The 23,311-nt window shown below is 66.7% G+C and carries 21 protein-coding genes and 1 riboswitch; of the genes, 11 read left to right on the top strand and 10 right to left on the bottom strand.

What is annotated here, in order from left to right; genetic code table 11:
• Both CYU59_RS06280 and CYU59_RS06275 read right to left on the bottom strand, forming a co-directional pair.
• The coding region (locus CYU59_RS06280) for a DUF222 domain-containing protein (RefSeq protein WP_292980441.1) at positions 1 to 613 on the bottom strand (613 nt) is incomplete at its 3' end.
• Between the two features lie 116 nt (positions 614 to 729).
• A complete protein-coding gene (locus CYU59_RS06275) occupies positions 730 to 2,592 on the bottom strand; it encodes a PE family protein (RefSeq protein ID WP_292980438.1) in 1,863 nt (620 codons plus the stop codon).
• 185 nt (positions 2,593 to 2,777) lie between these two features.
• Here CYU59_RS06275 and CYU59_RS06270 point away from each other — a divergent pair, with 185 nt between their 5' ends.
• Positions 2,778 to 4,016: a DUF1298 domain-containing protein gene (locus CYU59_RS06270; protein WP_292980435.1), complete on the top strand. Its 1,239-nt coding sequence runs from the start codon at positions 2,778 to 2,780 to the stop codon at positions 4,014 to 4,016.
• Between the two features lie 4 nt (positions 4,017 to 4,020).
• On the opposite strand, the gene CYU59_RS06265 is transcribed toward CYU59_RS06270, so the two are convergent.
• Positions 4,021 to 4,608, bottom strand: a complete 588-nt coding sequence (locus CYU59_RS06265; RefSeq protein ID WP_292980432.1) for a MarR family transcriptional regulator — start codon at positions 4,606 to 4,608, stop codon at positions 4,021 to 4,023.
• A complete protein-coding gene (locus tag CYU59_RS06260) occupies positions 4,605 to 6,176 on the bottom strand; it encodes a pyruvate, phosphate dikinase (RefSeq protein WP_292980429.1) in 1,572 nt (523 codons plus the stop codon). Before CYU59_RS06260 ends, CYU59_RS06265 begins: the two co-directional genes overlap by 4 nt.
• A 211-nt stretch (positions 6,177 to 6,387) precedes the next feature.
• Here CYU59_RS06260 and CYU59_RS06255 point away from each other — a divergent pair, with 211 nt between their 5' ends.
• The 6 genes from CYU59_RS06255 to CYU59_RS06230 all read left to right on the top strand — a co-directional run bounded on the left by CYU59_RS06255 (position 6,388) and on the right by CYU59_RS06230 (position 11,908).
• Entirely contained in the window at positions 6,388 to 6,900 is a 513-nt protein-coding gene (locus CYU59_RS06255; RefSeq protein WP_292980426.1) for a DoxX family protein, read from the top strand.
• A gap of 97 nt (positions 6,901 to 6,997) precedes the next feature.
• Entirely contained in the window at positions 6,998 to 8,503 is a 1,506-nt protein-coding gene (prpD, locus tag CYU59_RS06250; protein ID WP_292980423.1) for a 2-methylcitrate dehydratase PrpD, read from the top strand.
• A 57-nt stretch (positions 8,504 to 8,560) separates the two neighbouring features.
• On the top strand, positions 8,561 to 9,643 hold the full coding sequence (locus CYU59_RS06245; protein ID WP_292980420.1) for a dihydrodipicolinate reductase: 1,083 nt from the start codon (positions 8,561 to 8,563) through the stop codon (positions 9,641 to 9,643).
• The gene (locus CYU59_RS06240) at positions 9,640 to 10,413 is read left to right on the top strand and encodes an SDR family oxidoreductase (protein ID WP_292980417.1); all 774 of its coding nucleotides are present in this window, start codon (positions 9,640 to 9,642) and stop codon (positions 10,411 to 10,413) included. The genes CYU59_RS06245 and CYU59_RS06240 overlap by 4 nt, the downstream gene beginning before the upstream one ends.
• The gene (locus CYU59_RS06235; protein WP_292980414.1) at positions 10,410 to 11,027 is read left to right on the top strand and encodes a TetR family transcriptional regulator; all 618 of its coding nucleotides are present in this window, start codon (positions 10,410 to 10,412) and stop codon (positions 11,025 to 11,027) included. The genes CYU59_RS06240 and CYU59_RS06235 overlap by 4 nt, the downstream gene beginning before the upstream one ends.
• On the top strand, positions 11,027 to 11,908 hold the full coding sequence (locus CYU59_RS06230) for a DUF1295 domain-containing protein (RefSeq protein WP_292980411.1): 882 nt from the start codon (positions 11,027 to 11,029) through the stop codon (positions 11,906 to 11,908). Before CYU59_RS06235 ends, CYU59_RS06230 begins: the two co-directional genes overlap by 1 nt.
• Here the strand turns inward: CYU59_RS06230 and CYU59_RS06225 are convergent.
• Complete coding sequence (locus CYU59_RS06225) at positions 11,905 to 12,291, bottom strand: DUF393 domain-containing protein (RefSeq protein WP_292980408.1); 387 nt, start codon at positions 12,289 to 12,291, stop codon at positions 11,905 to 11,907. The genes CYU59_RS06230 and CYU59_RS06225 overlap by 4 nt on opposite strands.
• Positions 12,288 to 12,734, bottom strand: a complete 447-nt coding sequence (locus tag CYU59_RS06220) for a hypothetical protein (protein WP_292980405.1) — start codon at positions 12,732 to 12,734, stop codon at positions 12,288 to 12,290. Before CYU59_RS06220 ends, CYU59_RS06225 begins: the two co-directional genes overlap by 4 nt.
• Positions 12,735 to 12,861: 127 nt before the next feature.
• Between CYU59_RS06220 and CYU59_RS06215 the strand changes: the two genes are divergently transcribed.
• Both CYU59_RS06215 and CYU59_RS06210 read left to right on the top strand, forming a co-directional pair.
• A complete protein-coding gene (locus CYU59_RS06215; RefSeq protein WP_292980403.1) occupies positions 12,862 to 14,601 on the top strand; it encodes a DUF3556 domain-containing protein in 1,740 nt (579 codons plus the stop codon).
• Between the two features lie 421 nt (positions 14,602 to 15,022).
• Positions 15,023 to 15,949, top strand: coding sequence for a hypothetical protein (locus tag CYU59_RS06210; RefSeq protein WP_292980401.1), 927 nt, complete (start codon positions 15,023 to 15,025; stop codon positions 15,947 to 15,949).
• Between the two features lie 168 nt (positions 15,950 to 16,117).
• On the opposite strand, the gene metE is transcribed toward CYU59_RS06210, so the two are convergent.
• On the bottom strand, positions 16,118 to 18,391 hold the full coding sequence (gene metE, locus CYU59_RS06205) for a 5-methyltetrahydropteroyltriglutamate--homocysteine S-methyltransferase (RefSeq protein WP_292980399.1): 2,274 nt from the start codon (positions 18,389 to 18,391) through the stop codon (positions 16,118 to 16,120).
• 126 nt (positions 18,392 to 18,517) lie between these two features.
• A riboswitch (cobalamin riboswitch) is annotated at positions 18,518 to 18,729 on the bottom strand.
• A gap of 65 nt (positions 18,730 to 18,794) precedes the next feature.
• Positions 18,795 to 19,457 (bottom strand): NAD(P)H-binding protein, encoded by a 663-nt coding sequence (locus CYU59_RS06200; RefSeq protein ID WP_292980396.1) that lies wholly within the window; start codon positions 19,455 to 19,457, stop codon positions 18,795 to 18,797.
• A gap of 168 nt (positions 19,458 to 19,625) precedes the next feature.
• Here CYU59_RS06200 and CYU59_RS06195 point away from each other — a divergent pair, with 168 nt between their 5' ends.
• Both CYU59_RS06195 and CYU59_RS06190 read left to right on the top strand, forming a co-directional pair.
• Positions 19,626 to 20,771, top strand: a complete 1,146-nt coding sequence (locus tag CYU59_RS06195) for a thiolase family protein (protein WP_292980393.1) — start codon at positions 19,626 to 19,628, stop codon at positions 20,769 to 20,771.
• The gene (locus tag CYU59_RS06190) at positions 20,768 to 21,559 is read left to right on the top strand and encodes an enoyl-CoA hydratase-related protein (RefSeq protein WP_292980391.1); all 792 of its coding nucleotides are present in this window, start codon (positions 20,768 to 20,770) and stop codon (positions 21,557 to 21,559) included. The genes CYU59_RS06195 and CYU59_RS06190 overlap by 4 nt, the downstream gene beginning before the upstream one ends.
• A 61-nt stretch (positions 21,560 to 21,620) precedes the next feature.
• Here the strand turns inward: CYU59_RS06190 and CYU59_RS06185 are convergent, their stop codons facing one another.
• Both CYU59_RS06185 and CYU59_RS06180 read right to left on the bottom strand, forming a co-directional pair.
• Positions 21,621 to 22,121: an isoprenylcysteine carboxyl methyltransferase family protein gene (locus tag CYU59_RS06185; RefSeq protein ID WP_292980388.1), complete on the bottom strand. Its 501-nt coding sequence runs from the start codon at positions 22,119 to 22,121 to the stop codon at positions 21,621 to 21,623.
• A gap of 3 nt (positions 22,122 to 22,124) precedes the next feature.
• The gene (locus tag CYU59_RS06180) at positions 22,125 to 23,165 is read right to left on the bottom strand and encodes a type III polyketide synthase (RefSeq protein WP_292980386.1); all 1,041 of its coding nucleotides are present in this window, start codon (positions 23,163 to 23,165) and stop codon (positions 22,125 to 22,127) included.
• Positions 23,166 to 23,311 lie beyond the last annotated feature (146 nt).

The raw sequence follows: 23,311 nt of genomic DNA, 5'->3' as shown, positions 1-23,311 counted from the left end.
CGTCGATGTCCTGTTGACCAATGCTCACGCCGCGACGCCGGGCGCGGTCGGTGTCGGTGAAGTCGCCGTCGGGGTTGAGGCAGTCGGTCAGGGTGTCGGCCAGCTTGGCCAACTCATCGGGGCGGTGCTCCAGACTCAGCCGGGCCAATTGCGCTTCAGCGGTAGCGCGGGTCTGCACATCGACGAAGTCGGGGAGCCGGTGCCAGAAACTGCGAATCACCGCGACATGGCCAGCACCGAGGTCGCCGTTGCGTTGCGCGGCCGCCGTCGCCTCCAACACCGGCGCCAAAGCCTCACCGTTCAACGCCCGCCGCTCACCCAAGTCCGCAGCTTCATGCACCCGCCGGGAGGCGTCGGTGCGGCTGATCCGTAACCGGTTGGCCAGCACCGGCGCCAACTTCCCGCCCAGCACGGCCGGCTCGACAACAGCCAGCTCGTTGATCAACGCATGCTCGATCGCGGGCTGGGCACGGCGAAACCCCTCACACCGTTCCAGCACCCTGAGCCGTTCAGGGGTGGTCAGCGCGTCGAACGTGAGGTCCAGGGCGCGTTTGTAGGCAGCGTCGAGCGCGTCGAGAACCTCGACGACCTCCTCGCGACTACTAGAACGCATGTTCGAATAATAACGAGAGAGACCGACAGCAGCACCTCACCAAAGCGCGATTGTGGACAAAGCCGCAACTGTGCAGAACCCACCGCCCGGCCTCAACGACAAGGGCCCCGCGAACGTCAGGCGGCGGGCCCGCCGGTCCCGCCGGTGCCGCCCGAACCGCCTAGACCTCCTGCTCCGCCGGTACCCCCATAAGGTCCGGTGGACGTAGCGCTGCCAGGGGTTCCCGCGGCTCCGGTAGTGCCTGGGTCACCGGTCTGACCGCCGCCTCCACCGCCGTCTGCTCCGTTGCCGCCGGCGCCGCCGCTGCCGCCTTGTGCACCACTGGCGCCTGCCGACCCAGCCTGCACCCCGTTCGTTCCGGCGCCTCCCGTTCCACCGTTGCCGCCGACACCGCCCGACCCACCGGCCCCGGGGTCGCCGACGCCGCCGTTGCCGCCGGCACCTCCGTTACCGCCAACGCCCGCACGGTAAGCCGAGCCGCCCGTTCCACCTTCGCCGCCATGCCCACCGGTGCCGCCGGTCGCGCCGGTACCGCCCGTGCCGCCGTTGCCGCCGAGGCCGCCCGCGCCGGCCCGGCCGCCCAGGCCGCTGGATGAGCCGCCGGTCCCTGCGGTGCCGCCGTTTCCGCCCGTACCGCCGACCAGGCCGGTGCCGCCGGTACCGCCGTCGCCACCCCCACCGCCGTTGCCGCCGTAGCCGGCGCCGCTACCACCGATGCTGCCGTTGCCGCCGTCACCACCGTCGCCACCGACGCCCTCGGTGCCGTCGTGTCCGCTGGCCGCCAACGCCATTCCCGCACTGCCGCCGTCACCACCAGCACCGCCCGTTGCGCCGCTGCCGCCGACTCCACCGCGAGCACCGGACTGCACGCTGCCGTTGTTGCCGCCGTCTCCGTTGCCGCCGGTTCCGCCGTGCCCGCCGGCGCCACCGTTGCCGCCGTTGCCTTGTTCCGTGCCGCCGTTGCCGCCGGCTCCGCCCTGGCCTCCGGCGCCGCCGACTGAGCCGTTACCGCCGCTCGCGCCATTCCCGGGGTCCTGCGCGGTGACTCCGGCGGTACCGACGGCGCCGTGCCCGCCGCTCCCGCCGTCACCGCCGTTGCCGAAAGCACCGGCGTTGCCCCCGGCACCCCCAGCGCCACCCGTGCCGGCCGCCACGCCGTCGGCACCCGAACCGCCCGTTCCCCCGAATCCGCCGTCTCCGCCGTCACCGATCAGCACACCGCCCGCGCCGCCGTTGCCGCCGAGCCCGCCCGTCGCACTCCCCAGTAAGCCGGCGCCGCCGTGTCCGCCGATACCGCCCTCGCCGAACAGTCCTGAAGCTCCGCCGTCTCCGCCGGCACCGCCCACCGAACCGCTGACCAGGGCATCGGAACCGGCACCACCGTCCCCGCCGTTGCCGATCAGCAGGCCGCCCAGGCCACCGGCACCGCCCGCGCCGCCGTCGACTCCGACTCCACCGAGACCGCCGTCGCCGATCAGTCCGGCGTCTCCACCGGCCAGACCGTCGGCGCCCGCGCCCCCATCGCCGAGCAGGAATCCGCCGTCACCGAGGTCACCGAAAATCCCCGAACTGCCCAGCAATGACTCGTTGACCCCGGTGAAGTTGTCGACGCCGTTGCCGATCAATTCGCGGCCGAACAATTCGACGAATGGCGCGTTCAGCAGCGAGTCGAGCGACTGTCCGAACGGGCTGTCGATGTACGACTGAACGGCAGTGTGCAGGGGGAGGTCCACATAGGTGTCGAACCAACTGCTGATGTCCGGCATCGACGCGGACGTCACCGCGGTCCAGTCCAGAGCGGGCGCCACCGCAGCGGACATTGCCGGCTCGACGATCGGGTCGATGGGAATGTCGAAGAAGTCGGCGTGCGCCACGGCCGGACTGACGACCGGGCTGAAAAGCCATACGGCCGCTGCGACGCTGGTGGCCGCCCGGCCGACCTGTGATTCGAGTGCCTGACGGCGACGAGTTGATCCCATGATTGAACGAGCCCCCCTACGAAATATCTGCCTGTGCTGAGAGAACCCCCGGTGCTTTCTCAGAGTTTCTAAGGTATCCGTCCGGAATGTTGGACGCACGAGATTTTGAAAAATTGCTCGGCGCGTGTCGCGCGACCGTGAGCGCGAGATGCCAGATGCACGTCGTGGCTCACTAGGATGCTCGGATGCCGAACCGGATGACTGCGATCGACGCGCAGTTCTACTGGATGTCGGCCAAGATTCCCAGCGACGAGTTCCTGCTCTACGCATTCGACGGTGTGCCAACCGATTTCGAGCAGGCGGTCGACGAGTTCTGCGCCCGCGCCAACGCTAGCCGCGCGTTGACGGTGCGTGTCGAAGACGGCTCGCCGTTGACCTACCCGTGCTGGGTGCCGACCACCGTCGAGGTCGACCGGGTCGTGCGCCACCAGCTCGACGACGACAGCTGGCAAGGTTGCCTGGACGCGGTCGGTGGGCTTTTCGATGACCAACTCGACATCCGGCAGGCGCCGTGGCGCATGCACCTGTTCGGGCCGGTGCGCGGTGTTGCGGGCAGCACCGGACCGGCCACGGTCGCGGTCATGCAGTTCGCGCACGCGCTGTCGGACGGTCCGCGGGCGTTGGCCATGGCCGCTTGGCTGTTCGGCCGCGACACTCCGGTGCCCGACGTGGTGCCCGAGACCCGGGGCTTCCTGCCCTGGCTTGCATACGACGCGGCGAGGACCCATCGCAAGCTGGTCAGCGACACCCACGACGGGCTGTTACCCCCTGCGATCGGACCACAGCCGGCGCTGGCGACCAACACCCATCCGACCGGCGCACGTCCCATCCGCACGCTGGTGCGGCATCGCTCGCAATTGACCGGATCCACGGCCACCGTCGCGGTGCTGGCCGCCGTGTCCGGGGCACTGGCCGGCCAGCTGGGAGATGTAGCGCCGTCACTGTCGGCTGAGGTGACGATGGCCAAACCCGGTGTGCCGCATGCGCATAACCACTTCGCCAATGCCACGATCGGGCTCTACCCGCAGCTGGATCGACAGGCTCGCGTCGATAAAATCTCCACCGACCTCACCAACGCCCGCCTTCGCTCGGAGCATCCCGCATTTCGAGCCGCGGATCGTGCCTTCGCCGCAACGCCGGCTCCGTTGCTGCGCTGGGGTGTCAGCCTCTTCGATCCTGAGGTCCAGCCGGCGCAAGTTGCCGGAAACACCGTGGTGTCAAGCATTTATCGGGTACCCACCGACCTGACTTTCGGCGCCGCTCCCGTGCTGTTGACCGGAGTTTTTCCGGGCCTCTCGTCGGTGATCGGCCTGACCCACGGGGTCTGGGGCGCCGGGGACACCGTGACCGTCAGCGCGCAGGCGGCCGAGTCCGCGATCGGCGATATCGACGACTACATCGCCCGGCTGGACGCCGAACTGTAATCGCTTACCCGTCTTCGGCTCCGCGGGTCAGTCCCGCGGCCAGGATCAGTTCTTCGTGCAGTTCGAACCACACCGTGTGGTACGAGTCGATCAGCGGACGGGACAGCCACATCGTCTCGCCGGCGTGTACCCGGTCCAGCGCGGCTCGCAACTTCTCCGAGTAGCCACCCAGTCGCGGCAGCTGCGCAACCACCGCGCCGAGAATCGGCGTCACCCGTTGGTGCACCTCATCGAGGCGGGCCAACACGGCGGCGTCGTAAGCGGCGTCCTCGTGGGTGTTCGGCTCACCGTCCTTCAGCTGCCAATCGGTGACCAGCGCCTTGAAATCGGCGTTTACGGAACGGAATTCGCCGTACGCGTCAGTCACCGCGGCGGCGTCGGCCGACGAGCGCTCCGCGTGCAGCAGTTCCGTGAGCCTGGTCCGACCGGCCGCGCTCAACCGCAGCATCGGGCCGTCGACCACCAGGCCCGATGCGACCAACTCGTCGACATCCGCCCCCAGGTCGTCGCGGCGAACCCGGCCCTTGAGCCGGATCGTCTGGAGGACAACCAGTTCAGACTCTTCTTGCCGCTCCCGGTCGTCGGCGCTCACGGTGAGACTCGGATGGCGGCCAGCATCGCCAGCAGCGGACTGGTGGACACCACATCGTTGTGTCCGCTGGCCAGTGCGGTGCGTACGGCTGCCTCGGAGTGCCGTTCCAGCCGGGGATAATCTCCGCCGGAGTGAGCCCGCAGCGGGCTGATTCGCCTTGCGACGTCGGCTAATTCGCGAAGCTCGGGAGTGGTGTCCTCTGACCATGCCGACAGCTTCAGGCTCCCGGAACGAACCTCGCCCGCATTGCCGTCGACGGTGACCAGCTTGCCGGCCAGCGATTCGGCAACCCCGCGGCCACAGCCCACTACGGCGACGCGGCCCAGTTCGCGGCTGACCACTGCCGCGTGGCTGGTGGCGCCCCCGGTCTCGGTCACGATTCCGCGCGCCACCAGCATGCCGTGGATGTCGTCCGGACTCGTGTGGCTGCGGACCAGGATGACGTCCTCACCGCGGTCGGCGGCGTCGATGGCCTCGTCCACATCGGTATAGGCCCACCCCGCCGCGACACCCGGGCCGGCCGGTTGCCCGGTGGCCAAAAGATCTGCGGTCAAACGGGTCTCGGGTTGCAGTGACGGCTGCAGTAGCGTCTCGACCTGCGCTGGTGTCACCCGTCGCAGTGTCTCGGCTTCGTCGATCAGCCCGTCGTTCATCAGCTGCAGCGCCAGTCGCACCGCGGCTTGAGCCGACCTCTTCGCGGCCCGGGTCTGCAGCAGCCACAACGTCCCGTCCTCGACGGTGAACTCGATCTCCTGCACGTCCGACGTCAGTCGCTCCAAGGTTTCTGCGGCGCAGACCAATTCGTCGTAGACAGACGGTTGCTGGTCGCGCAGGACGGTGATCGGCTCGACATCCACAGTGCCCGAGACCACGTCGTCACCCTGGCCGCCGGGCACCCACTCACCGAACGCCGCGGCGGCTCCGGTCATCGGATTGCGCGAAAAGATCACGCCCGCACCAGACTTGTTGTTCAGGTTGCCGAACGCCATCGCCTGTACCACTACCGCTGTGCCGCCGTGATCGGCCAGTCCATGGTGCGAGCGGTAGGCGCGGGCCCGCGGTGAATCCCATGAGGCGAACACCGCCTCGACCGCGGCGCGCAACTGGTCGTACGGATCGTCCGGCACGGCACCGGTCACGATGTGCACAAAAGACTCGGTGAACCGTCGCCGCGAGTCTCGGGCAAATTCGGCTGAACCCTCTGCGCCCAAGGCCTTTTCGACGACGTCGTTGAATCCGAGATCGAGCAGTGTGTCCATCATGCCGGGCATCGAGACAGCCGCGCCGGAACGTACGCTGACCAGCAGCGGGCGCGGCCCGCGGCCGAATGTCCGCGAGGTTGCGGCCTCCAGGGTGCGCATCCCGTCGAGCACGTCGTTCCAGATCGCGTCGATGGTCGCGGTCGGCTCGGCGCGGTAGCGGGCTCCCACGTCGGCGCTGATGCAGAACGCGGGCAGCACCGGGAGACCGTTGCGACGCATCATCGCGATGCCGTGTCCCTTGTGACCAAGAATCGCGGGCGGAGCCGAGGCGGCCCCGTCCAGCAGGATCACCGGCTGTGTGGACATGGATGTGTTCAGGCTCGACCGCGCAGCAGAACGAAGCCGGAGCCGGTGCCGCGGAAAGTTACGTCGTGCCCGACGGCCCGCCACGCGTTGCCCAGCCCGACGTTGCCGGCTCGGATCACTGCGATGTTGATGGGAAACTCCTTGTATCAGGTGCGGCTGGCAGGATACCTCTGCTCATCCCGTGCAAACCCCATGATCTAGCGTGGCGTCTATGAATGATGCCTATAGCGTCGGGTTACTCATCCTGCGGCTGGTCTTGGGCTTGACGATGGCCGCTCACGGCTACAACAAATTCTTCGGCGGCGGACGGATCCCCGGGACCGCGGGCTGGTTCGAGAGCATCGGAATGAAGTACGGCAAATTCCAGGCCGTCGTTGCGGCGAGCACCGAGATCAGCGCCGGGCTCGGCCTGGCCGCGGGCCTGCTCACGCCGATCCCGGCCGCCGGCTTCGTCGCGCTGATGCTGGTCGCCGCCTGGACCGTGCACCGCCACAACGGGTTCTTCATCGTCAAGGAGGGCTGGGAGTACAACCTGATTTTGGCCGTCGCGGCGGTGATCGTCGCGACCCTCGGCGCCGGCCGGTACAGCCTCGACTGGTTGATTTTCGGCCACAACTTCCACGACGGCTGGCACGGACTGTTCGGGTCGCTGCTCCTGGGCATCGGCGGCGCGCTGGGTCAGCTGGCGCTGTTCTACCGGCCGCCGGTCAAGTCTGCCCAATAGCCGGGCAACCAGTGCTGGGCCCCGTTGGCAGGGGACCCAGTAGTAGAGGAGTAGCGCAGGCCGGTTCGGGTGACGCTCGTTGCATAGTGTGCGAACTATGTTGATCCACGAGGTGCGGACCCACCGCAGCGCGGACGATTTTCCGATCACCGAGCACCTGGCCTACAAGATCGCGCAGGTGGCCGCCGACCCCGTCCGGGTGGCACCGGAGACCGAGGCAATGGTGATCAATCGGATCATCGACAACGCGGCGGTCAGCGCCGCCGCAGTGATCCGGCGCCCGGTCGCCACCGCCCGGCAGCAGGCCCTTGCGCACCGGACCCGCTCCGGCGCCACCGTCTTCGGTGTCGACGGCAGCTATTCCGCCGAATGGGCGGCGTGGGCCAACGGCGTGGCGGTGCGCGAGCTGGATTACCACGACACCTTCCTCGCCGCCGAGTACTCCCACCCCGGCGACAACATCCCGCCGCTGGTCGCGGTCGCCCAGCAGCTCGGCGTCCACGGCAGCGACCTGATTCGCGGGCTGGCCACCGCTTACGAAATCCAGGTCGACCTGGTCAGGGGAATCTGCCTGCACGAGCACAAGATCGACCACGTCGCGCACCTCGGCCCGTCGGTGGCCGCCGGATTGGGCACCATGCTGCGCCTCGACGTCGCCACCATCTATCAGGCCATCGGGCAGGCGCTGCACCTGACCACTGCGACCCGGCAATCCCGGAAAGGTGCCATCTCCAGCTGGAAAGCGTTCGCGCCGGCACTGGCCGGCAAGGTCGCGATCGAGGCCGTCGACCGGGCGATGCGCGGTGAGGGTGCGCCCGCGCCGATCTGGGAGGGGGAGGACGGCGTCATCGCATGGCTGCTCTCAGGTCCCGGGCACACCTACCGGGTGCCGCTGCCCGCGCCGGGCGAACCGAAGCGAGCAATCCTGGACACCTACACCAAACAACATTCCGCGGAGTACCAGAGCCAGGCGCCCATCGATCTGGCCCGACGGCTGCGGGGTCGCATCGGCGACCTCGACCAGATCGCGACGATCGTGCTGCACACCAGCCACCACACGCACTACGTGATCGGCACCGGCTCCGGCGACCCGCAGAAATTCGATCCCGATGCCTCGCGGGAGACGTTGGATCACTCGCTGCCGTACATCTTCGCTGTCGCGCTGCAGGACGGCAGCTGGGATCACGAACTCTCCTACGCCCCGGAGCGCGCGCACCGGCCGGACACGGTTGCGTTGTGGCACAAGATCTCCACGGTCGAGGACCCGGAATGGACTCGCCGGTATCACTCGGATGATCCGGCCGAGAAGGCGTTCGGGGCACGCGCCGAGGTAACGCTCGAGAGCGGTGAAGTGATCGTGGACGAGCTTGGGGTGGCCGACGCGCATCCACTCGGGGCCCGGCCGTTCGAGCGCGAGCAGTACATCGAAAAGTTCTCCCATTTGACCGAGGCGGTAGTGGATTCCACTGAGCAGCAACGGTTCCTGCACGCCGTCCAAGACGTCAGCGCGCTGAAGGGTGGTGACCTGGTCGCGCTGAACGTGCGGGTGCTGCCCGAGGTGCTGGACAAGGCGCCGACCATCCCGTCCGGAATCTTCCGATGACCGGCGGCTCCACACCCCCGTTGACAGTGACTGCCAGCCGGTCATACTGTGCCAGACGTGAGCAATCCGCCGAAGCTGCGCGTCATCCAGTGGGCCACCGGAGGGGTCGGTAAGGCAGCCGTCGAATGCGTGCTCAACCATCCACAGCTCGAGCTGGTCGGCTGCTGGGTGCACAGTGCCGACAAGAACGGCCGCGACGTCGGTGACATCCTGGGCCTCGGATCTCTGGGCGTCACAGCGACTTCGAGCCGAGACGAAGCGCTGGCCATCGATGCCGATTGCGTGGTGTACAGCCCGCTGATACCCAACGACGACGAGGTCGTGGCGATCCTGCGATCCGGCAAGAACATCGTGACCCCGGTCGGATGGGTGTATCCCGATCCGGGCAACCCGCGCCACCGGGCGGTCGCGGACGCCGCGGTGCAGGCCGGGGTGACGCTGCATGGCTCCGGCATCCACCCGGGCGGCATCACCGAGCGCTTTCCGCTGATGATCTCGTCGCTGTCCTCGGCCGTCACACATGTCCGCGCGGAGGAGTTCTCCGACATCCGCACCTACAACGCGCCCGATGTGGTGCGCCACATCATGGGTTTCGGTGGCACTCCGCAAGAGGCGATCGAAGGTCCGATGGCCGGCCTGCTGGAGGCAGGCTTCAAACAATCGGTACGAATGATCGCCGACCACATGGGCTTTCGCATAGACGCCAACATCAAGACCACCCAGGACGTCGCGGTGGCCGCCGCTGAGATCGACTATGCGCCGTTCCCGATCACGAAGGGAAGCGTTGCCGCGCGCCGATTCCGCTGGCAGGCCCTGGTCGACGGCGAACCGGTGATCACAGCAGCGGTCAACTGGTTCATGGGTGAGGAAGACCTCGACCCGGCGTGGAACTTCGGCGGGGTGGGCGAGCGATTCGAGGTGGAGATCACCGGCGACCCGACCGTCAATCTCACGTTCAAGGGTCTGCAACCCGAGACGATCGCCGAGGGTCTGGTGAAGAATCCGGGCGTGGTGGTCACCGCCAACCACTGCGTCAACGCCATCCCCGACGTCTGTGCGGCCGGACCCGGTATCAAGACCTACCTCGACTTGCCGTTGTTCGCCGGCCGGCCGGCCGCCCGGTTCGCCTCGGTGACATGAGCTACACCCACGCCGACTCGATGCGCGGTCACGCTGCTATCGTCACCGGCGCGGCGCAGGGAGTCGGAAAGGGCATCGCCACAGCGCTTCTCGAGCGCGGGGCTTCGGTGCTGCTGGCCGACATCCAAGGCGACAAGCTGGCCGCAACCATCGCGGAACTGCAGGCGCTCGGGCGCGTCGAGTCGGTTGTCGCTGATCTTCGTGACCCGGACAGCGCACAGCGGATTGTCGCCGCAGCCGTCGATGCGTTCGGCGTGGTGCACGGACTGGTCAACAACGCGATCGCCACCAACGAGCCAAAAGCGTTCGTCGACATCACAACAGAGGACATCGCCCTGGGTCACGAGGTCGGGCCGCGGGCCAGCTTCCTGCTGATGCAAGCCGTGCACCCACTGATGGTGGCCGCCGGCGGCGGGTCGATTGTCAACCTCGGTTCCGGGACCGGCACCGGCGGCGAACCGAAGTGGGGTGGCTATGCCGCCGCCAAGGAAGCCATTCGCGGCCTGTCGAAAGTCGCCGCGCTGGAATGGGGCCGGGACAACATCCGGGTCAACGTGGTCTGCCCGTTCGTCGAATCCGACGGCATCCTGTTCTGGAAGTCGTTCGCTCCCAACGAGTACGAGAAGGCCGTCAAACGGGTGCCGATGAAGCGCATCGGCGACGTACGCGACGATGCGGGCGCACTGGTGGCATTCCTGCTCAGCAGCGACGCGACGTTCATCACCGGACAGACCATCCACGTCGACGGCGGGATCGGTAGCTTCCGATGACCCTCCCGCAACGACCGGAGTCGCTGCGCGACCGGCAACGCGCGCAGATCCGGGCCGATATCCGCCGGGCCGCATTCCGGCTGTTCGTCGAGCGCGGCTATGACGCGGTGACAACCGAGGAAATCGCCTCGGCCGCAGGGGTTTCGCCGCGGACCTTCTTCCGCTACGTGCCGACGAAAGAAGAGCTGCTGCTGGCACCCGTCCGCCACGGCGGCACCGCGATCGTCGGCCTTCTCGAGGCGCGGCCCGACGCGGAGCCACCCGACGTCGCGTTGGTCAACGCGATCATCACCCGGACCCGGTCGTTCGGTGTGGCCGACACCGAAGAGTGGCGGGCAGCGTTACTGGTCGCACCCGACCTGCTCGAAAAGCTGACCGTGCACCTGCCCGCCGACCGGGACCGGGTGACCAAGCTGGTCGCCACCCGGATGCGGGCGAATCCCGATACCGACATCCGGCCCGCCCTGTTGGTTCAGCTTGCCTTTGCCGCAGCAGATTTCGCATTCCAGCAATGGGTCCGACAGTCCGCCAAGAAGCCGCGCGCGTTGGACCGGTACGTCACCGAAGCACTCGAAGCGATCAAGAGCTCGCACTGGGAGAGGAAGCGAACCTGATGAGAACCAAGGCGCATTCGCTGGCGCTGGTCGCGCTTGCGTACATCGTTGCCATCGCGGTGGGGGCAGCCTGGCTGGTGTGGGGTGTACACACCGGCCGGATGGTGCTCGACACGTTGGTTGCAGATCTGCTGGCCACCCTGGTGATCTTCGTGTTCAGCCGGTCGTACCGGAACTCGAGCTTCTACGACGCCTACTGGAGCGTGATTCCCCCTGTGCTGCTGTGCTACTGGTGGAGTCAGTCGGGTGTGCAGCAGCTCCGGTGCTGGCTGATCGCCGTGGTGGTGATGCTGTGGGCGATCCGCCTGACCGCGAACTGGCTGTACTCATTTCCCGGTTTGCACCATGAGGACTGGCGCTACCCGATGTTCCGGGAGAAGGCCGGACAGTGGGAATTCGTGGTCGACCTGGTGACGATTCATCTGATCCCCACGCTGTTGGTGTTCGCCGGCATGCTGCCGGCCTATGCCGCGGTGAGCTGGCCCGGTAGCGACATCGGTTGGCTGACCGACGTCGCTTTTGTGGTGGGGCTGGCCGCGGTGGCGCTCGAGCTGGCCGCCGATGTGCAGATGCACCGATTCGTCAGCAACAAGGCCGAAGGGCAGGCGATGGACCGCGGATTGTGGTCGTGGTCGCGGCATCCGAACTACTTCGGCGAGTTCGGCTTCTGGGTCTCACTGGCATTGTTCGGCGTGGCCGTCTCGCCACCGGACGCCTGGTGGTTGTGTCTCGGGGCGCTGGGCATGCTGGGTATGTTCCTCGGCGGCAGCATCCCGATGATGGAGACCCGCAGCCTCGAGCGACGGCCGGAATACCAGCAGGTGATCGACCGGGTCTCGCGGTTCGTGCCATGGCCGCCGCGGACGCCGGGCAAGGCCTAGCAGGCGGCCGGGTGCGTTTCGCAGTACGGCGTCGTCCCGGGGAACTTGTACCGGTGGTCGGCGACCCAGCGGTACACCGCCTCCTGCAGGGTGCGGATACCGGGAATTCGGTAGAGCGCCAACGGGATTCGGGTACCGACCGCCGCTGAGAACGCGGCGTTGGCGGCCTCGGCGCCGGAGTAGACGGCTCCCGAAGAATCCAGCCAGCGGACCGAGTCCAGCAGGTTGGCCGGCGTGATGCCCAACCGTTCGGCGGTGCCGGGACTCTGCAGTGGCTCGGTCGACAATTTGCCGGTTCGGTCGAACCTCAGCAGGAGATCCTTGGATCGCGTGCACATTCCGCATGCTCCGTCGAAGAACAGCGTGCCGGTCGGGGAGCTCATGGGTGTACCACCTTGCCGTCGCCCAATTGCGACACCGCCAGTCTACCGGCGATCCCGAACACGATGCCGGTGCCGATCTCGGCGACTGCGCTGACCCAGGAGAACCACGTCACGTTGATCCTCGGCCCGGACACGAAGCTGTCCTGGTACGCCGGAAAGAAGCTCGGCAGCAGGTGGGCGTAGATGAACAGGATCGCGCTGCCGAAGCCGACCGCCATCGCCGCTTGCGGGGCCCGGTCGCGGCCGGTGATCGCCATGGCAACCGCGAGCACCACGAACAAGCCCTGGATCATGCCGCCCACCATGATCGCGTGCGGCGATGCAGCCATGCCCCGGCGCAGATGATCGACGACGTGGACACCCCACCCGACTACGAAAAGTAGTGCCGCCCAACGCAGATTACGCTGAGCGGACGTGGGTGGCTGCGGAAGTTGCATGGTCATCGTGGATCACCGTCCTTACGCCTGACAATTGTTCTACTACTACGCAGCGTAGTAATCAAGAGGTTCTGCGGTGGGCTTTTGACGGAACGGAAACCATCTAGCTAGAACACGTTCTAGTCTTGCCGCCATGGGCTTTCTCAAACAAGAAACTCCGCAGCTCGACTTCGAGGAATGGAGCAAGGGCACCCGCGCCGAGAAGATCGTCCCGATGGCCCGGCACTGGGCCGAGGTAGGCTTCGGCACCCCGGTACTGCTGCACCTGTTCTACGTGGTCAAAATCCTGCTGTACGTCTTGGCGGCCTGGCTGTTGGCGCTGTCCACGACCGGTATCGACGGCTTCACCGACGTCGCGCACTGGTACGCCGAGCCGATCGTCTTCGAGAAGGTCGTGCTCTTCACGATGCTGTTCGAGGTGGTCGGCCTCGGGTGCGGTTTCGGTCCGCTGAACAACCGGTTCTTTCCGCCGATGGGCTCGATCCTCTACTGGCTGCGCCCCGGCACCATTCGGCTGCCACCGTGGCCCGGCCGGGTTCCATTGACGACGGGGGATAGCCGCACGCCCGTCGACGCACTGCTCTACGCGGGGCTGCTGACGCTGCTCGTGATCGCCGTGTTCTCCGACGGCGCCGGGCCGCTGCCGGCCCTCGGTACGACGATCGGAGTGCTGCCGTCCTGGCAGATCTGGTCGGTGCTGGGCGTGCTGGCGGTACTCGGGCTACGAGACAAAGTGATATTCCTGGCGGCCCGCGGTGAGGTGTACGCCTCGTTCACGGTGGCGTTCCTGTTCGCCGGTTACGGCGTGGACATGATCCTGGGCGCCAAGCTGGTGTGCCTGGTGATCTGGCTCGGTGCGGCGACGTCCAAGCTGAACAAGCACTTCCCGTTCGTGATCTCCACGATGATGAGCAACAATCCGGTCTTCAGGCCCCGGTTCATCAAGCGTAAGTTCTTCGAACACTTTCCGGATGACCTGCGGCCCGGCCGGGCATCCCGGTGGCTCGCGCACTTCAGCACGGCCATCGAGGGATTGGTGCCGTTGGTGCTGTTCTTCAGCCACGGCGGCTGGTTGGGTGCGGTCGCTGCGTTCGTCATGCTGTGCTTCCACTTCGGCATCCTGTCGTCGATCCCGATGGGCGTCCCGTTGGAGTGGAACGTTTTCATGATGTTCAGCGTGCTCGCGCTGTTCGTCGGACACCCCTCCGTCGGGCTCCGCGACGTGACGACGCCGTGGCCGCTGCTGCTGTTCGCGGTGGTGGCGGGAACTGTCGTCACCGGAAACCTGTTGCCGCGCAAGGTTTCCTTCCTGCCCGGTATGCGTTATTACGCGGGCAACTGGGACACCACGCTGTGGTGCATCAAGCCGTCGGCAGAGGCGAAGATCGCCGAGGGCGTCGTTGCGATCGCCAGCATGCCGGCGGCTCAGCTGGAGAAGTTCTACGGCAGCAAGGAAGCCGCGCAGATCCCGATGTACATGGGATATGCCTTCCGCGCCTTCAACACTCACGGCCGAGCCCTGTTCACGTTGGCGCACCGTGTGATGGCCGGACAGAACGAGGACGACTACGTCCTCACCGATGGTGAGCGCGTCACCAGCACCGCCATCGGATGGAATTTCGGTGACGGGCATTTCAGCAACGAGCAGTTGGTGGCGGCGCTGCAGCGACGGTGCCACTTCGAGCCGGGGGAGGTACGGGTGGTGATGCTCGACGCTCAGCCGATTCACCGGCAGACCCAGCAGTACCGGTTGGTGGACGCGGCGACCGGTGAGTTCGAGCGCGGCCACGTCCGGGTGGCCGACATGGTGACTCGGCAACCCTGGGCCGACGACGTGCCGGTGCACATCGCCGGCGTCCACAGCCACCGATAGCTGACCTCGCCGCGTTTACCGTCACTCGTCCGGATGGCGGTCGCCACATTTGTGTTTGATCAGTAATTGGTATGGCGACCCGATGTGCCTAGTCAGGGGCGTACCGACCATGAACCTGGCAACGGACAGCTAATTAGGTTCTCGATTCAAAGCCGGTAGCGGTACCCGTGGCTCGAATGTTTGCCAGGGACGACTGATGCCGACAGATTTCAGGATTCTCAGTGAACTAGCAGCTCAGCGCCTGAAGATTTATTGGGCATGTGCCTTGTTTCTTACCCTACTCCCAGGTAATGTCCCCGCTCGCCAATGTGGCTTGCACCACAATCGAAAATTCAGCAAAAGGAGATGCCGTGCAGCTGGTGAGTGTTACCGGTAACCACGGGGGAACATCGAAGCGCGCTCGCCGGGTTCAGCCACCCGGATGCGCGCGTGTGTAGCCGGCGCGTTCGCGTTGGCCGGCGCGGGCTTGATCGCCGTCAACCCGGTCGCCACGACGATCGGGACGGGCGCCGTTCATCGCGACGTCCAGCTGGTCAGTGTCGACGCGATCGCCGATCTCGCGGCCGCGACCGATCCGCTGACCGAATGGTCGAGTGTCTTCACGGAGGCGGCCGCCAACCTTCAGGCGATCGGCACCGAGATCCAGGCCGATCCGTTGCCGGTGTTGTCCGAAGTGATTGCCAACCAGTTGGCGTTCGGCCAGACAATCGGCACCAACCTGTCGGATCTGGCCACCGGGCTGAACACCTTGTTCACCGACGAATTGCCCGGGCAGTTCCAGGATCTCATCACCGGTATCGACGCCGGCGACATCAGCGTGTCAGTCAACAACTTCACCGAGGGGCTGCTGATCGACCTGCTTCCCGGTGCCGGGTCGCTGGTGAACATCTCCGAGATTCCGGGCGAGATCGCGCAGAATCTCGCCAACGTGTTGACCAATGATCTGTCGAATGTCGTCCTGACGGGGTTGCTGTCCCCGACGGCGGCGCTGCTGGGCACCACGCAGGCTTTCGCCGACAGTGCGCAGTCGATCGTCGACGCTTTCGACGCCGGGCAGACCGACGCGGCATTCACCGATCTGCTGAACATTCCGGCGGTGCTCACCGGTGCCTTCCTCAATGGCTACGACGCCACTGACACATTGGGGATTTCCTACGCCGGGATACTCTCGACGCTCGAAACCGGCATCAGCCCAGGCCTTCTCGACGAACTCCTGGTCCAATTGCCGCAGGAGATCGCTCAGACGCTGGCGGGCGACGGAACGCCTGCCACGCTGGCGGCCGACTGGAGCGCGCTGCTGGCCGAGTTCGCGCCCAACCTGGCGGCAGACGCGTTGGCGGGTCTGTAGCCGACGCGCCGCCGGACGCGGGCCGCCGAGCGTAACGGGCCGCCAAACACGGGCCGCCGAGCGTAACGCCACTGCGAGAAATCGATCCAAAAATCGCGCTGGCGTTACGCTCGGCGTGCTAGCCGCTCGGTCAGGCGCTACCCGCCGCTCGGCGTGCTAGCCGCTCGGTCAGGCGCTGGCCCGGACCTTCTTGGTCGCTTCGACCAGGTTGGCCAGCGACGCGTTCACCTCTTCGGAGTTACGGGTCTTGAGGCCGCAGTCCGGGTTGACCCAAAGCCGCTCTGCTGGAATCGCTTTCAGCGCTTCGTGCAGCGACTTGGTGATCTCGTCGGTGCTCGGCACTCGCGGCGAGTGGATGTCGTAGACACCCGGACCGACGCTGTTGGAGAAGCCGATCGAGTTCAGGTCGTCGAGCACCTCCATGTGCGAGCGGGCCGCCTCGATCGACGTGACGTCGGCGTCCAGGTCGGCGATCGCCCCGATCACCTCGCCGAACTCCGAGTAGCACAGGTGCGTGTGGATCTGGGTGGAGTCCGCAACGCCCGACGTCGCCAGCCGGAACGCGCCGACCGCCCAGTCCAGGTAGGCCGGCTTGTCAGAGTTGCGCAGCGGCAACAGTTCCCGCAGTGCGGGCTCGTCGACCTGGATCACCGCGATGCCGGCGTCCTGCAGATCCACCGTCTCGTCGCGGATGGCCAGCGCCACCTGATTGGCGGTGTCGGCCAGCGGTTGGTCATCGCGGACGAACGACCAGGCCAGGATCGTCACCGGACCGGTAAGCATTCCTTTCACCGGCTTGTCGGTCAGCGACTGGGCGTACTTGGCCCACTCCACCGTCATCGGCTGCTGGCGGGTGACGTCGCCGTAGAGGATCGGCGGGCGCACGCACCGGCTCCCGTAGGACTGCACCCAGCCGAGTTTGGTGGCGAAGAACCCGTCCAGTTGCTCGGCGAAGTACTGCACCATGTCGTTGCGCTCCGGCTCGCCGTGCACCAGCACGTCCAGGTCCAGCGACTCCTGCAGCTTGATCACGTCGGCGATCTCGGACTGCATCCGGCGGGTGTACTCCGACTCGTCGATCTCGCCGGCGACCAGCGCGGCACGGGCCTTGCGGATCTCCACGGTCTGCGGGAACGACCCGATCGTCGTCGTCGGCAACGGCGGCAGGTGCAGCCGCTCGATCTGCGCCTCGCGGCGTTCGGCGGCCGGGCCACGTTCTGTGCCACCGGATTCCGCGATCGAGTCGAGGCGCTCGCGCACCTGGGCGTTGTTCAGCCGCGGGTCCTTCTCGCGCGACGCGACCGCCGCGTTCGACTCGGCGACTTCGTCGGCCACCGCGTCACGGCCGTCCTTGAGCGCCTTCGCCAAGGTGGCCACCTCGTGCACCTTCTCCGCGCCGAATGCCAACCAGCTGCGCAGCGCATCGTCCAGGTCGGTCTCGGGCTCCAGCGAGTAGGGTACGTGCAACGTCGAGCACGAGGTCGAAACCGCAAGCGAGCCAACCGAACCCAGCAAGCTCGCCAGCGTCCCCAGTGCCGCCTGCAGGTCGGTGCGCCAGATGTTGCGGCCGTCGACGATGCCGGCCACCAGAGTCTTGCCGGCCAGCTCGGTCACCGAGGCGATCGCGGTGCCGGCGTCGTAGACGAGGTCGACTCCGATCGCCTCGACGGGTGTGCGGGCCAGGGCGGCCAGTGTGTCGCCGGGATCGCCGAAGTAGGTGGCCACGTGAATGGCCGGCCGGTTGTCCACTGCTCCCAGCGTGCTGTAGGCACGCTCGGCGAGCGTGGCGGCATCGGCGGAGATGTCGGTCACCAGTGCGGGCTCGTCGATCTGCACCCACGCCACACCCTTGTCGGCGAGCTGTCCGAGCAGTTCACCGTAGAGCGGAACCAGTTCGTCGAGTCGGTCGATCGGGGCGCCTGCGCCGTCGACAGCCTTGCTGAGCAACAGAAAGGTGATCGGGCCGACGATGACCGGACGGGCCGGAATGCCCTGCTCCTGGGCCTCTTTGAGCTCGGCGAGCACCTTCTCGGGGTGCAGCGAGAACTCGGTGTTGGGACCGATCTCGGGGACGATGTAGTGGTAGTTGGTGTCGAACCACTTCGTCATCTCCAGCGGGGCGATATCGCCGGTGCCTCGAGCCGCCGCGAAGTAGCGGTCCAAGTCATCGGTGACGGCCTGCACGCGGGGCGGTAGGGCGCCCAGCAGCACGGCGGTGTCCAGCACCTGGTCGTAGTAGGAGAAGGTGTTCACCGGCACCGAGTCGAGCCCGGCGTCGACCAGTTGTGACCAGGTGTCGCGGCGGATTGTCGCGGCGACCTCTTCCAGCTCGGATCGGCTGGTGTTGCCTTTCCAGTAGCTCTCGGTGGCGCGCTTGAGTTCTCGCTTCGGCCCGATGCGGGGTGAACCGGTGATGGTGGCGGTAAAGGGTGTTGCGGTCACGGTTTTCGTCTTTCATTCGACGGGGTGGTCACCGCCAACGGACGCACAACCGGTCCGGCGCAGTGCACAGCACTGCAACCATTACGGCCAGACGCCCATTCCACGAGGCGGTGAGCCGCCAGGCGCGGCGCGCCCGGCACATTCGGCAGGTCTTCGGACTCACAGGCATGCACCGGGTGGTGCTCCTACTGGCCGTCGCTTCCCGGTCTGGTGACCAGTGCTATTGACGACGTTCGTTCCTGCATACCGCTGCGGGACAGTCCCGGACTCGCACCGGGTTCCCTCTTACGAAGCAGATCTAACTTGCCTCGCTCGGTGCCGAACCCATCGCGCACGACAGGATCGGCAGACCGACTGCAAGGTGGACATTACCTGCTAGACGGCGACGATTAGGTTCGCCGTCCTAGCGGTCGCCGCTACCGGCCAGCGCTTCGGCAATCGGTGTGTCGCCGTTGTTGAAGTCGATGGTTCGGCGGATTGTCGACGGATCGGCCAGCGCCGCAGCCGCCACCAGCGCGACATCCTCCCGGGAGACCTCCGCATTGTCGGCTGCGCCCGGACCCACCGCGATCCGTCCGGTCGCGGGGGTCAGCGTCAGACGGCCCGGGCCCAACACGGTCCAGTCCAGGTCGCTCGCGCGCAGATGAGCGTCCGCGGCCGCCTTCGCCTCGGCATACGGGAAGAACGAGTTGTCCTCCGCTACACCGTGATCGGGTCCGGCGCCGAAGTAGGACACCATCACGAACCGCGGGACGCCGGCCTGCGCGGCGGCGTCGATCACCCGGATCGCGGCGTCGCGGTCGACGGCGTAGGTGCGGGCCGGATCGCCACCGCCGGCGCCCGCGGCGAACACCACCGCGTCCTGGCCTTTCACCACGTCCGCAAGGGCGACGGTGTCCAGGTGTTCGATATCGGCCTCCACCGGATGGGCGCCGGTGGCGGTGATGTCGTCGGCGTGACCGGAATTGCGGATCACCGACGTCACCTCGTCACCTTGTTCACTGAGGATCCTGGCCAGATGCAGGGCGACCTTGCCGTGGCCGCCGACGATGACGATGCGGGACATGACTTCCAAAGTACGGATTCTGAGGCTACTTACCAGTAGGGGACCCCGGCGGCGGGCCAACTAAGCGGTTGGTCAACAATCAGTCCAAGTCCGCGCGACGACGATGCAGACCACTGGGTCTGAGGAGGAGTCGGGCAAATAGGCCGGAGTATCAAAGGAGATAGTGCCATGGCTGAAGCCGTCATCGTCGAGGCAGTTCGTACACCAGTCGGGAAGCGAAACGGCGGGTTGTCCGGCGTTCACGCGGCCGACCTGTCCGCGCAGGTGCTCAACGCCCTCGTCGAGAAGGCCGGCGTCGACCCGGGCCTCGTCGACGACGTGATCTGGGGCTGCGTCATGCAGGCCGGCGAGCAGTCGATGGACATCGGCCGCACCGCGCTGTTGGCCGCGGGGTGGCCGGAGACCGTTCCCGGCGTGACCGTTGACCGGCAGTGCGGATCCAGCCAGCAGTCGATCCACTTCGCCGCCGCCGGCGTGGTTGCCGGGCATTACGACGTGGTGGTCGCCGGTGGCGTCGAGTCGATGTCGCGGACGCCGATGGGTGCCTCGCTGGCCAACGGCGGAAACCCGTTCTCGCCGGGCTTCAAGGCCCGCTACGACCGGACGCCCAACCAGGGCATCGGCGCCGAGATGATCGCCGAGCAGTGGGGATTCGACCGGACCACGGTCGACCAGTTCTCGCTCGGCTCACACGAAAAGGCGGCCGCGGCACAGGATTCCGGTGCGTTCGACGATCAGATCGCGCCGATCAAGGACCAGGATGGCAACCCGGTGCTCAAAGACGAGGGCATCCGTCGCGGCACCCCGATCGAGAAGATGGCGCAGCTGAAGCCGGCGTTCAAAGAGGACGGCGTCATCCACGCCGGTAACTCGAGCCAGATCTCCGACGGATCGGCCGCACTGCTGTTCATGTCGGCGGAGAAGGCAAAAGAGTTGGGACTCAACCCGATTGCCAAGGTGCACACCGCCGTGCTGGCCGGTGCCGACCCGGTGATCATGCTGACCGCGCCGATTCCGGCCACGCAGAAAGCACTGAAGCGTTCCGGGCTGTCGCTGGAGGACATCGGTGTCTTCGAGGTCAACGAGGCGTTCGCGCCGGTACCGCTGGTCTGGCTGAAAGACATCGGCGCCGACGAGAAGAAGCTCAACCCCAACGGCGGGGCGATCGCGCTCGGCCACCCGCTCGGCGGATCCGGTGCTCGGATCATGACCACGATGCTTTACCACATGCGGGACAAGGGAATTCGTTACGGCCTGCAGACCATGTGCGAGGGTGGCGGCCAGGCCAACGCCACCATCGTGGAGCTGCTGTGACCGAACCGGCCGCGGTGCTCACCGAGCGCCGCGACGACGTCCTCGTCATCACCATCAACCGCCCGGAAGCCCGCAACTGCGTCAACGGCGCCGTCAGCATCGGCGTGGGTGACGCGCTCGAGCAGGCACAGCACGATGCCGACGTCCGTGCGGTGGTGATCACCGGTGCCGGCGACAAATCCTTCTGTGCCGGAGCGGATCTCAAGGCCATCTCGCGCCGCGAGAATCTGTACCACCCGGACCACGGCGATTGGGGTTTTGCCGGTTACGTCCACCACTTCATCGACAAGCCGACGATCGCCGCGGTCAACGGCACGGCGCTGGGCGGTGGCACCGAGCTGGCCTTGGCCAGTGACCTGGTGGTGGCCGAGGAACGCGCGCAGTTCGGGTTGCCGGAAGTCAAGGTCGGCCTGCTCGCCGGCGCGGGCGGAGTGTTCCGCATCGCGCAGCAGCTACCCCGCAAGGTCGGCATGCAGATGCTGCTCACCGGCGAGCCGATCAGCGCCCGGGAGGCCGCCGACTGGGGGTTGATCAACGAGGTCGTCGCAGACGGCACGGTGCTGGAAGCCGCACTGGCGCTTGCCAAGCGGATCACCGTCAACGCGCCGCTGTCGGTGCAGGCCAGCAAGCGGATCGCCTGCGGTGCCGACGACGGTGTCATTCCCGACGAAGAGCCGAGTTGGGCGCGCACCACGCGTGAATTCGGCACGCTGTTGCGCACCGAGGATGCCAAGGAAGGACCGTTGGCGTTCGCCGAGAAGCGACCTCCGGTCTGGAAGGCGCGCTGAAAACCGCAATCGCGTAGCGCGCCAACATGTTCGCGGCGCGGCGATCAGCCGCCGACTCGATTCACGCGTAACCGAGCGCGGAGTTTTCCACCCGGATCCGCACGGTCAGCAGCAGCGCGTTGGCCACCGTGAAACCGATCGCGGTCAGCCATGCCGTGTGGATCAGCGGCAGCGCAAATCCCTCGACGACGACGGCGACATAGTTCGGGTGGTGCAGCCAGCGGTACGGGCCGCGCCGCACCAGCGGCGCCTCGGGCAACACGATCACCAGCGTGTTCCACCGGTGGCCCAGCGTCGCGATGCACCACCAGCGCAACACCTGAGTCGAGACCGCCAGGGCCAGCATCGGCCAGCCCAGCCACGGCAGGAACGGCCGGTGCAGCGCCCAGACCTCGGCGACGCAACCGACCAGCAGGGCGGTGTGAATGGTGACCATCACCGGGTAGTGGTTGTGCCCGAATTCCTTGCCGCCGTTGGCGAAAGCCCGCCGGGCGTTGCGCTTGGAAACGACCAGCTCCGCCACCCGCTCGACACCGACGGCAAGGATCAGCAGGTAGTACACGGCCTACCAGCCGAGCAGCACGAGTTCGGAGCAGAACGCCGGACCCATTGCGATCATCAGCCCGAACGATCCCGGCGGCGGCGGGTCGGCCATATTCCTGCGCAGCACGTCGAGCACCGACACTGACGACAGATTCGCGTTCTCGCGCAACGAGTTTCGAGTGTGGTCCATCGCCTCGGCCGGAAGGTCGAGGGTGTTCTCGATCGCCTCGATGACCTTCGGCCCGCCGGGGTGGCACACCCAGGTCGAGATGTCTTTCGGCGTCAGGCCGTGATCGCCCAGGAAGTGGCGCACATCGTCACCGACGTATTTCTCGGCGACGGTCGCGACCTCGGTGGACAGCTTGATCTTGAAGCCGTTGCTGCCGATGTCCCAACCCATGACGTCTTCGGTGTCGGGGTAGATGCGGCTGCGGGTGGCCAGGACCCTGGGCCCGGCAGCCGTGCGGGCGGACCCCTCGGCGACGACTGCCGCCGCGCCGTCCCCAAATAGGCTGGCGGCCACCAGGTTCGCCACCGAGAGGTCGTTGCGCTGCAGCGTCAGCGAGCACAGCTCCACGGCCAGCAGCACCGAGACCTGGTCCGGGAAGGCCAGGAGATAGTCGTGCATCCGAGCCACGCCCGCGGCGCCGGCCACGCATCCCAGGCCGAACAGTGGCACCCGCTTGACGTCGGGTCGCAGCCCGAGTCGGGTGGCCAGCCGGGCCTCCAGCGTGGGCACCGCCAACCCGGTCACCGTTGTCGAGAACACCACGTCGACCTCGGACGGCTGGATGCCAGCCGTGTCCAGGGCTGTCCGGATGGCGCGCTCGCCCAACCCCAGCGCCACCTCGATGAATATGTTGTTGGCTTCGGTGAAGCCACCGAGCTTGCCGTATTCGGCCAGCGGCAGCGCGATCCGGCGCCGCTGCACTCCGGCACTGGCGCCGAAGCGATCGAAATCTTTACCGCCGAAACCGGTCAGCCCGGAGATCGCTTCCGCCTGACTGACTTGGTGAGGCGGGAACTCGACAGCCACGGAAGAGACAGAGGGAGTTGATGACATGTTGGCTTTCACCCCTTGCGATTCGGGCGAAACTGGACGCGTTCGCTCACGTTAAACGTCACGGTCGGACAGCTCAATTGGTTCAGGCCGATTCATGGGATCCCGACTCGTAGCGCATTGGACAGAACGTTCAGCTCGTCGAGTGG

Source organism: Mycobacterium sp. (assembly GCF_002863225.1).
In the GTDB taxonomy this organism is placed as follows: Bacteria; Actinomycetota; Actinomycetes; order Mycobacteriales; family Mycobacteriaceae; genus Mycobacterium.
This window is presented reverse-complemented; position numbering and strand designations above follow the sequence as displayed.

Excerpts from the sequence above, each read along its gene's own strand:
- CYU59_RS06225 (WP_292980408.1), bottom strand. The coding sequence starts at position 12,291 with ATGAGCTCCCCGACCGGCACGCTGTTCTTCGACGGAGCATGCGGAATG.
- CYU59_RS06255 (WP_292980426.1), top strand. The coding sequence starts at position 6,388 with ATGAATGATGCCTATAGCGTCGGGTTACTCATCCTGCGGCTGGTCTTG.
- CYU59_RS06215 (WP_292980403.1), top strand. The coding sequence starts at position 12,862 with ATGGGCTTTCTCAAACAAGAAACTCCGCAGCTCGACTTCGAGGAATGG.
- CYU59_RS06220 (WP_292980405.1), bottom strand. The coding sequence starts at position 12,734 with ATGACCATGCAACTTCCGCAGCCACCCACGTCCGCTCAGCGTAATCTG.
- CYU59_RS06195 (WP_292980393.1), top strand. The coding sequence starts at position 19,626 with ATGGCTGAAGCCGTCATCGTCGAGGCAGTTCGTACACCAGTCGGGAAG.
- CYU59_RS06275 (WP_292980438.1), bottom strand. The coding sequence starts at position 2,592 with ATGGGATCAACTCGTCGCCGTCAGGCACTCGAATCACAGGTCGGCCGG.
- CYU59_RS06260 (WP_292980429.1), bottom strand. The coding sequence starts at position 6,176 with ATGTCCACACAGCCGGTGATCCTGCTGGACGGGGCCGCCTCGGCTCCG.
- CYU59_RS06235 (WP_292980414.1), top strand. The coding sequence starts at position 10,410 with ATGACCCTCCCGCAACGACCGGAGTCGCTGCGCGACCGGCAACGCGCG.
- CYU59_RS06270 (WP_292980435.1), top strand. The coding sequence starts at position 2,778 with ATGCCGAACCGGATGACTGCGATCGACGCGCAGTTCTACTGGATGTCG.
- prpD (WP_292980423.1), top strand. The coding sequence starts at position 6,998 with ATGTTGATCCACGAGGTGCGGACCCACCGCAGCGCGGACGATTTTCCG.
- CYU59_RS06240 (WP_292980417.1), top strand. The coding sequence starts at position 9,640 with ATGAGCTACACCCACGCCGACTCGATGCGCGGTCACGCTGCTATCGTC.
- CYU59_RS06200 (WP_292980396.1), bottom strand. The coding sequence starts at position 19,457 with ATGTCCCGCATCGTCATCGTCGGCGGCCACGGCAAGGTCGCCCTGCAT.
- CYU59_RS06180 (WP_292980386.1), bottom strand. The coding sequence starts at position 23,165 with ATGTCATCAACTCCCTCTGTCTCTTCCGTGGCTGTCGAGTTCCCGCCT.
- CYU59_RS06210 (WP_292980401.1), top strand. The coding sequence starts at position 15,023 with ATGCGCGCGTGTGTAGCCGGCGCGTTCGCGTTGGCCGGCGCGGGCTTG.
- CYU59_RS06230 (WP_292980411.1), top strand. The coding sequence starts at position 11,027 with ATGAGAACCAAGGCGCATTCGCTGGCGCTGGTCGCGCTTGCGTACATC.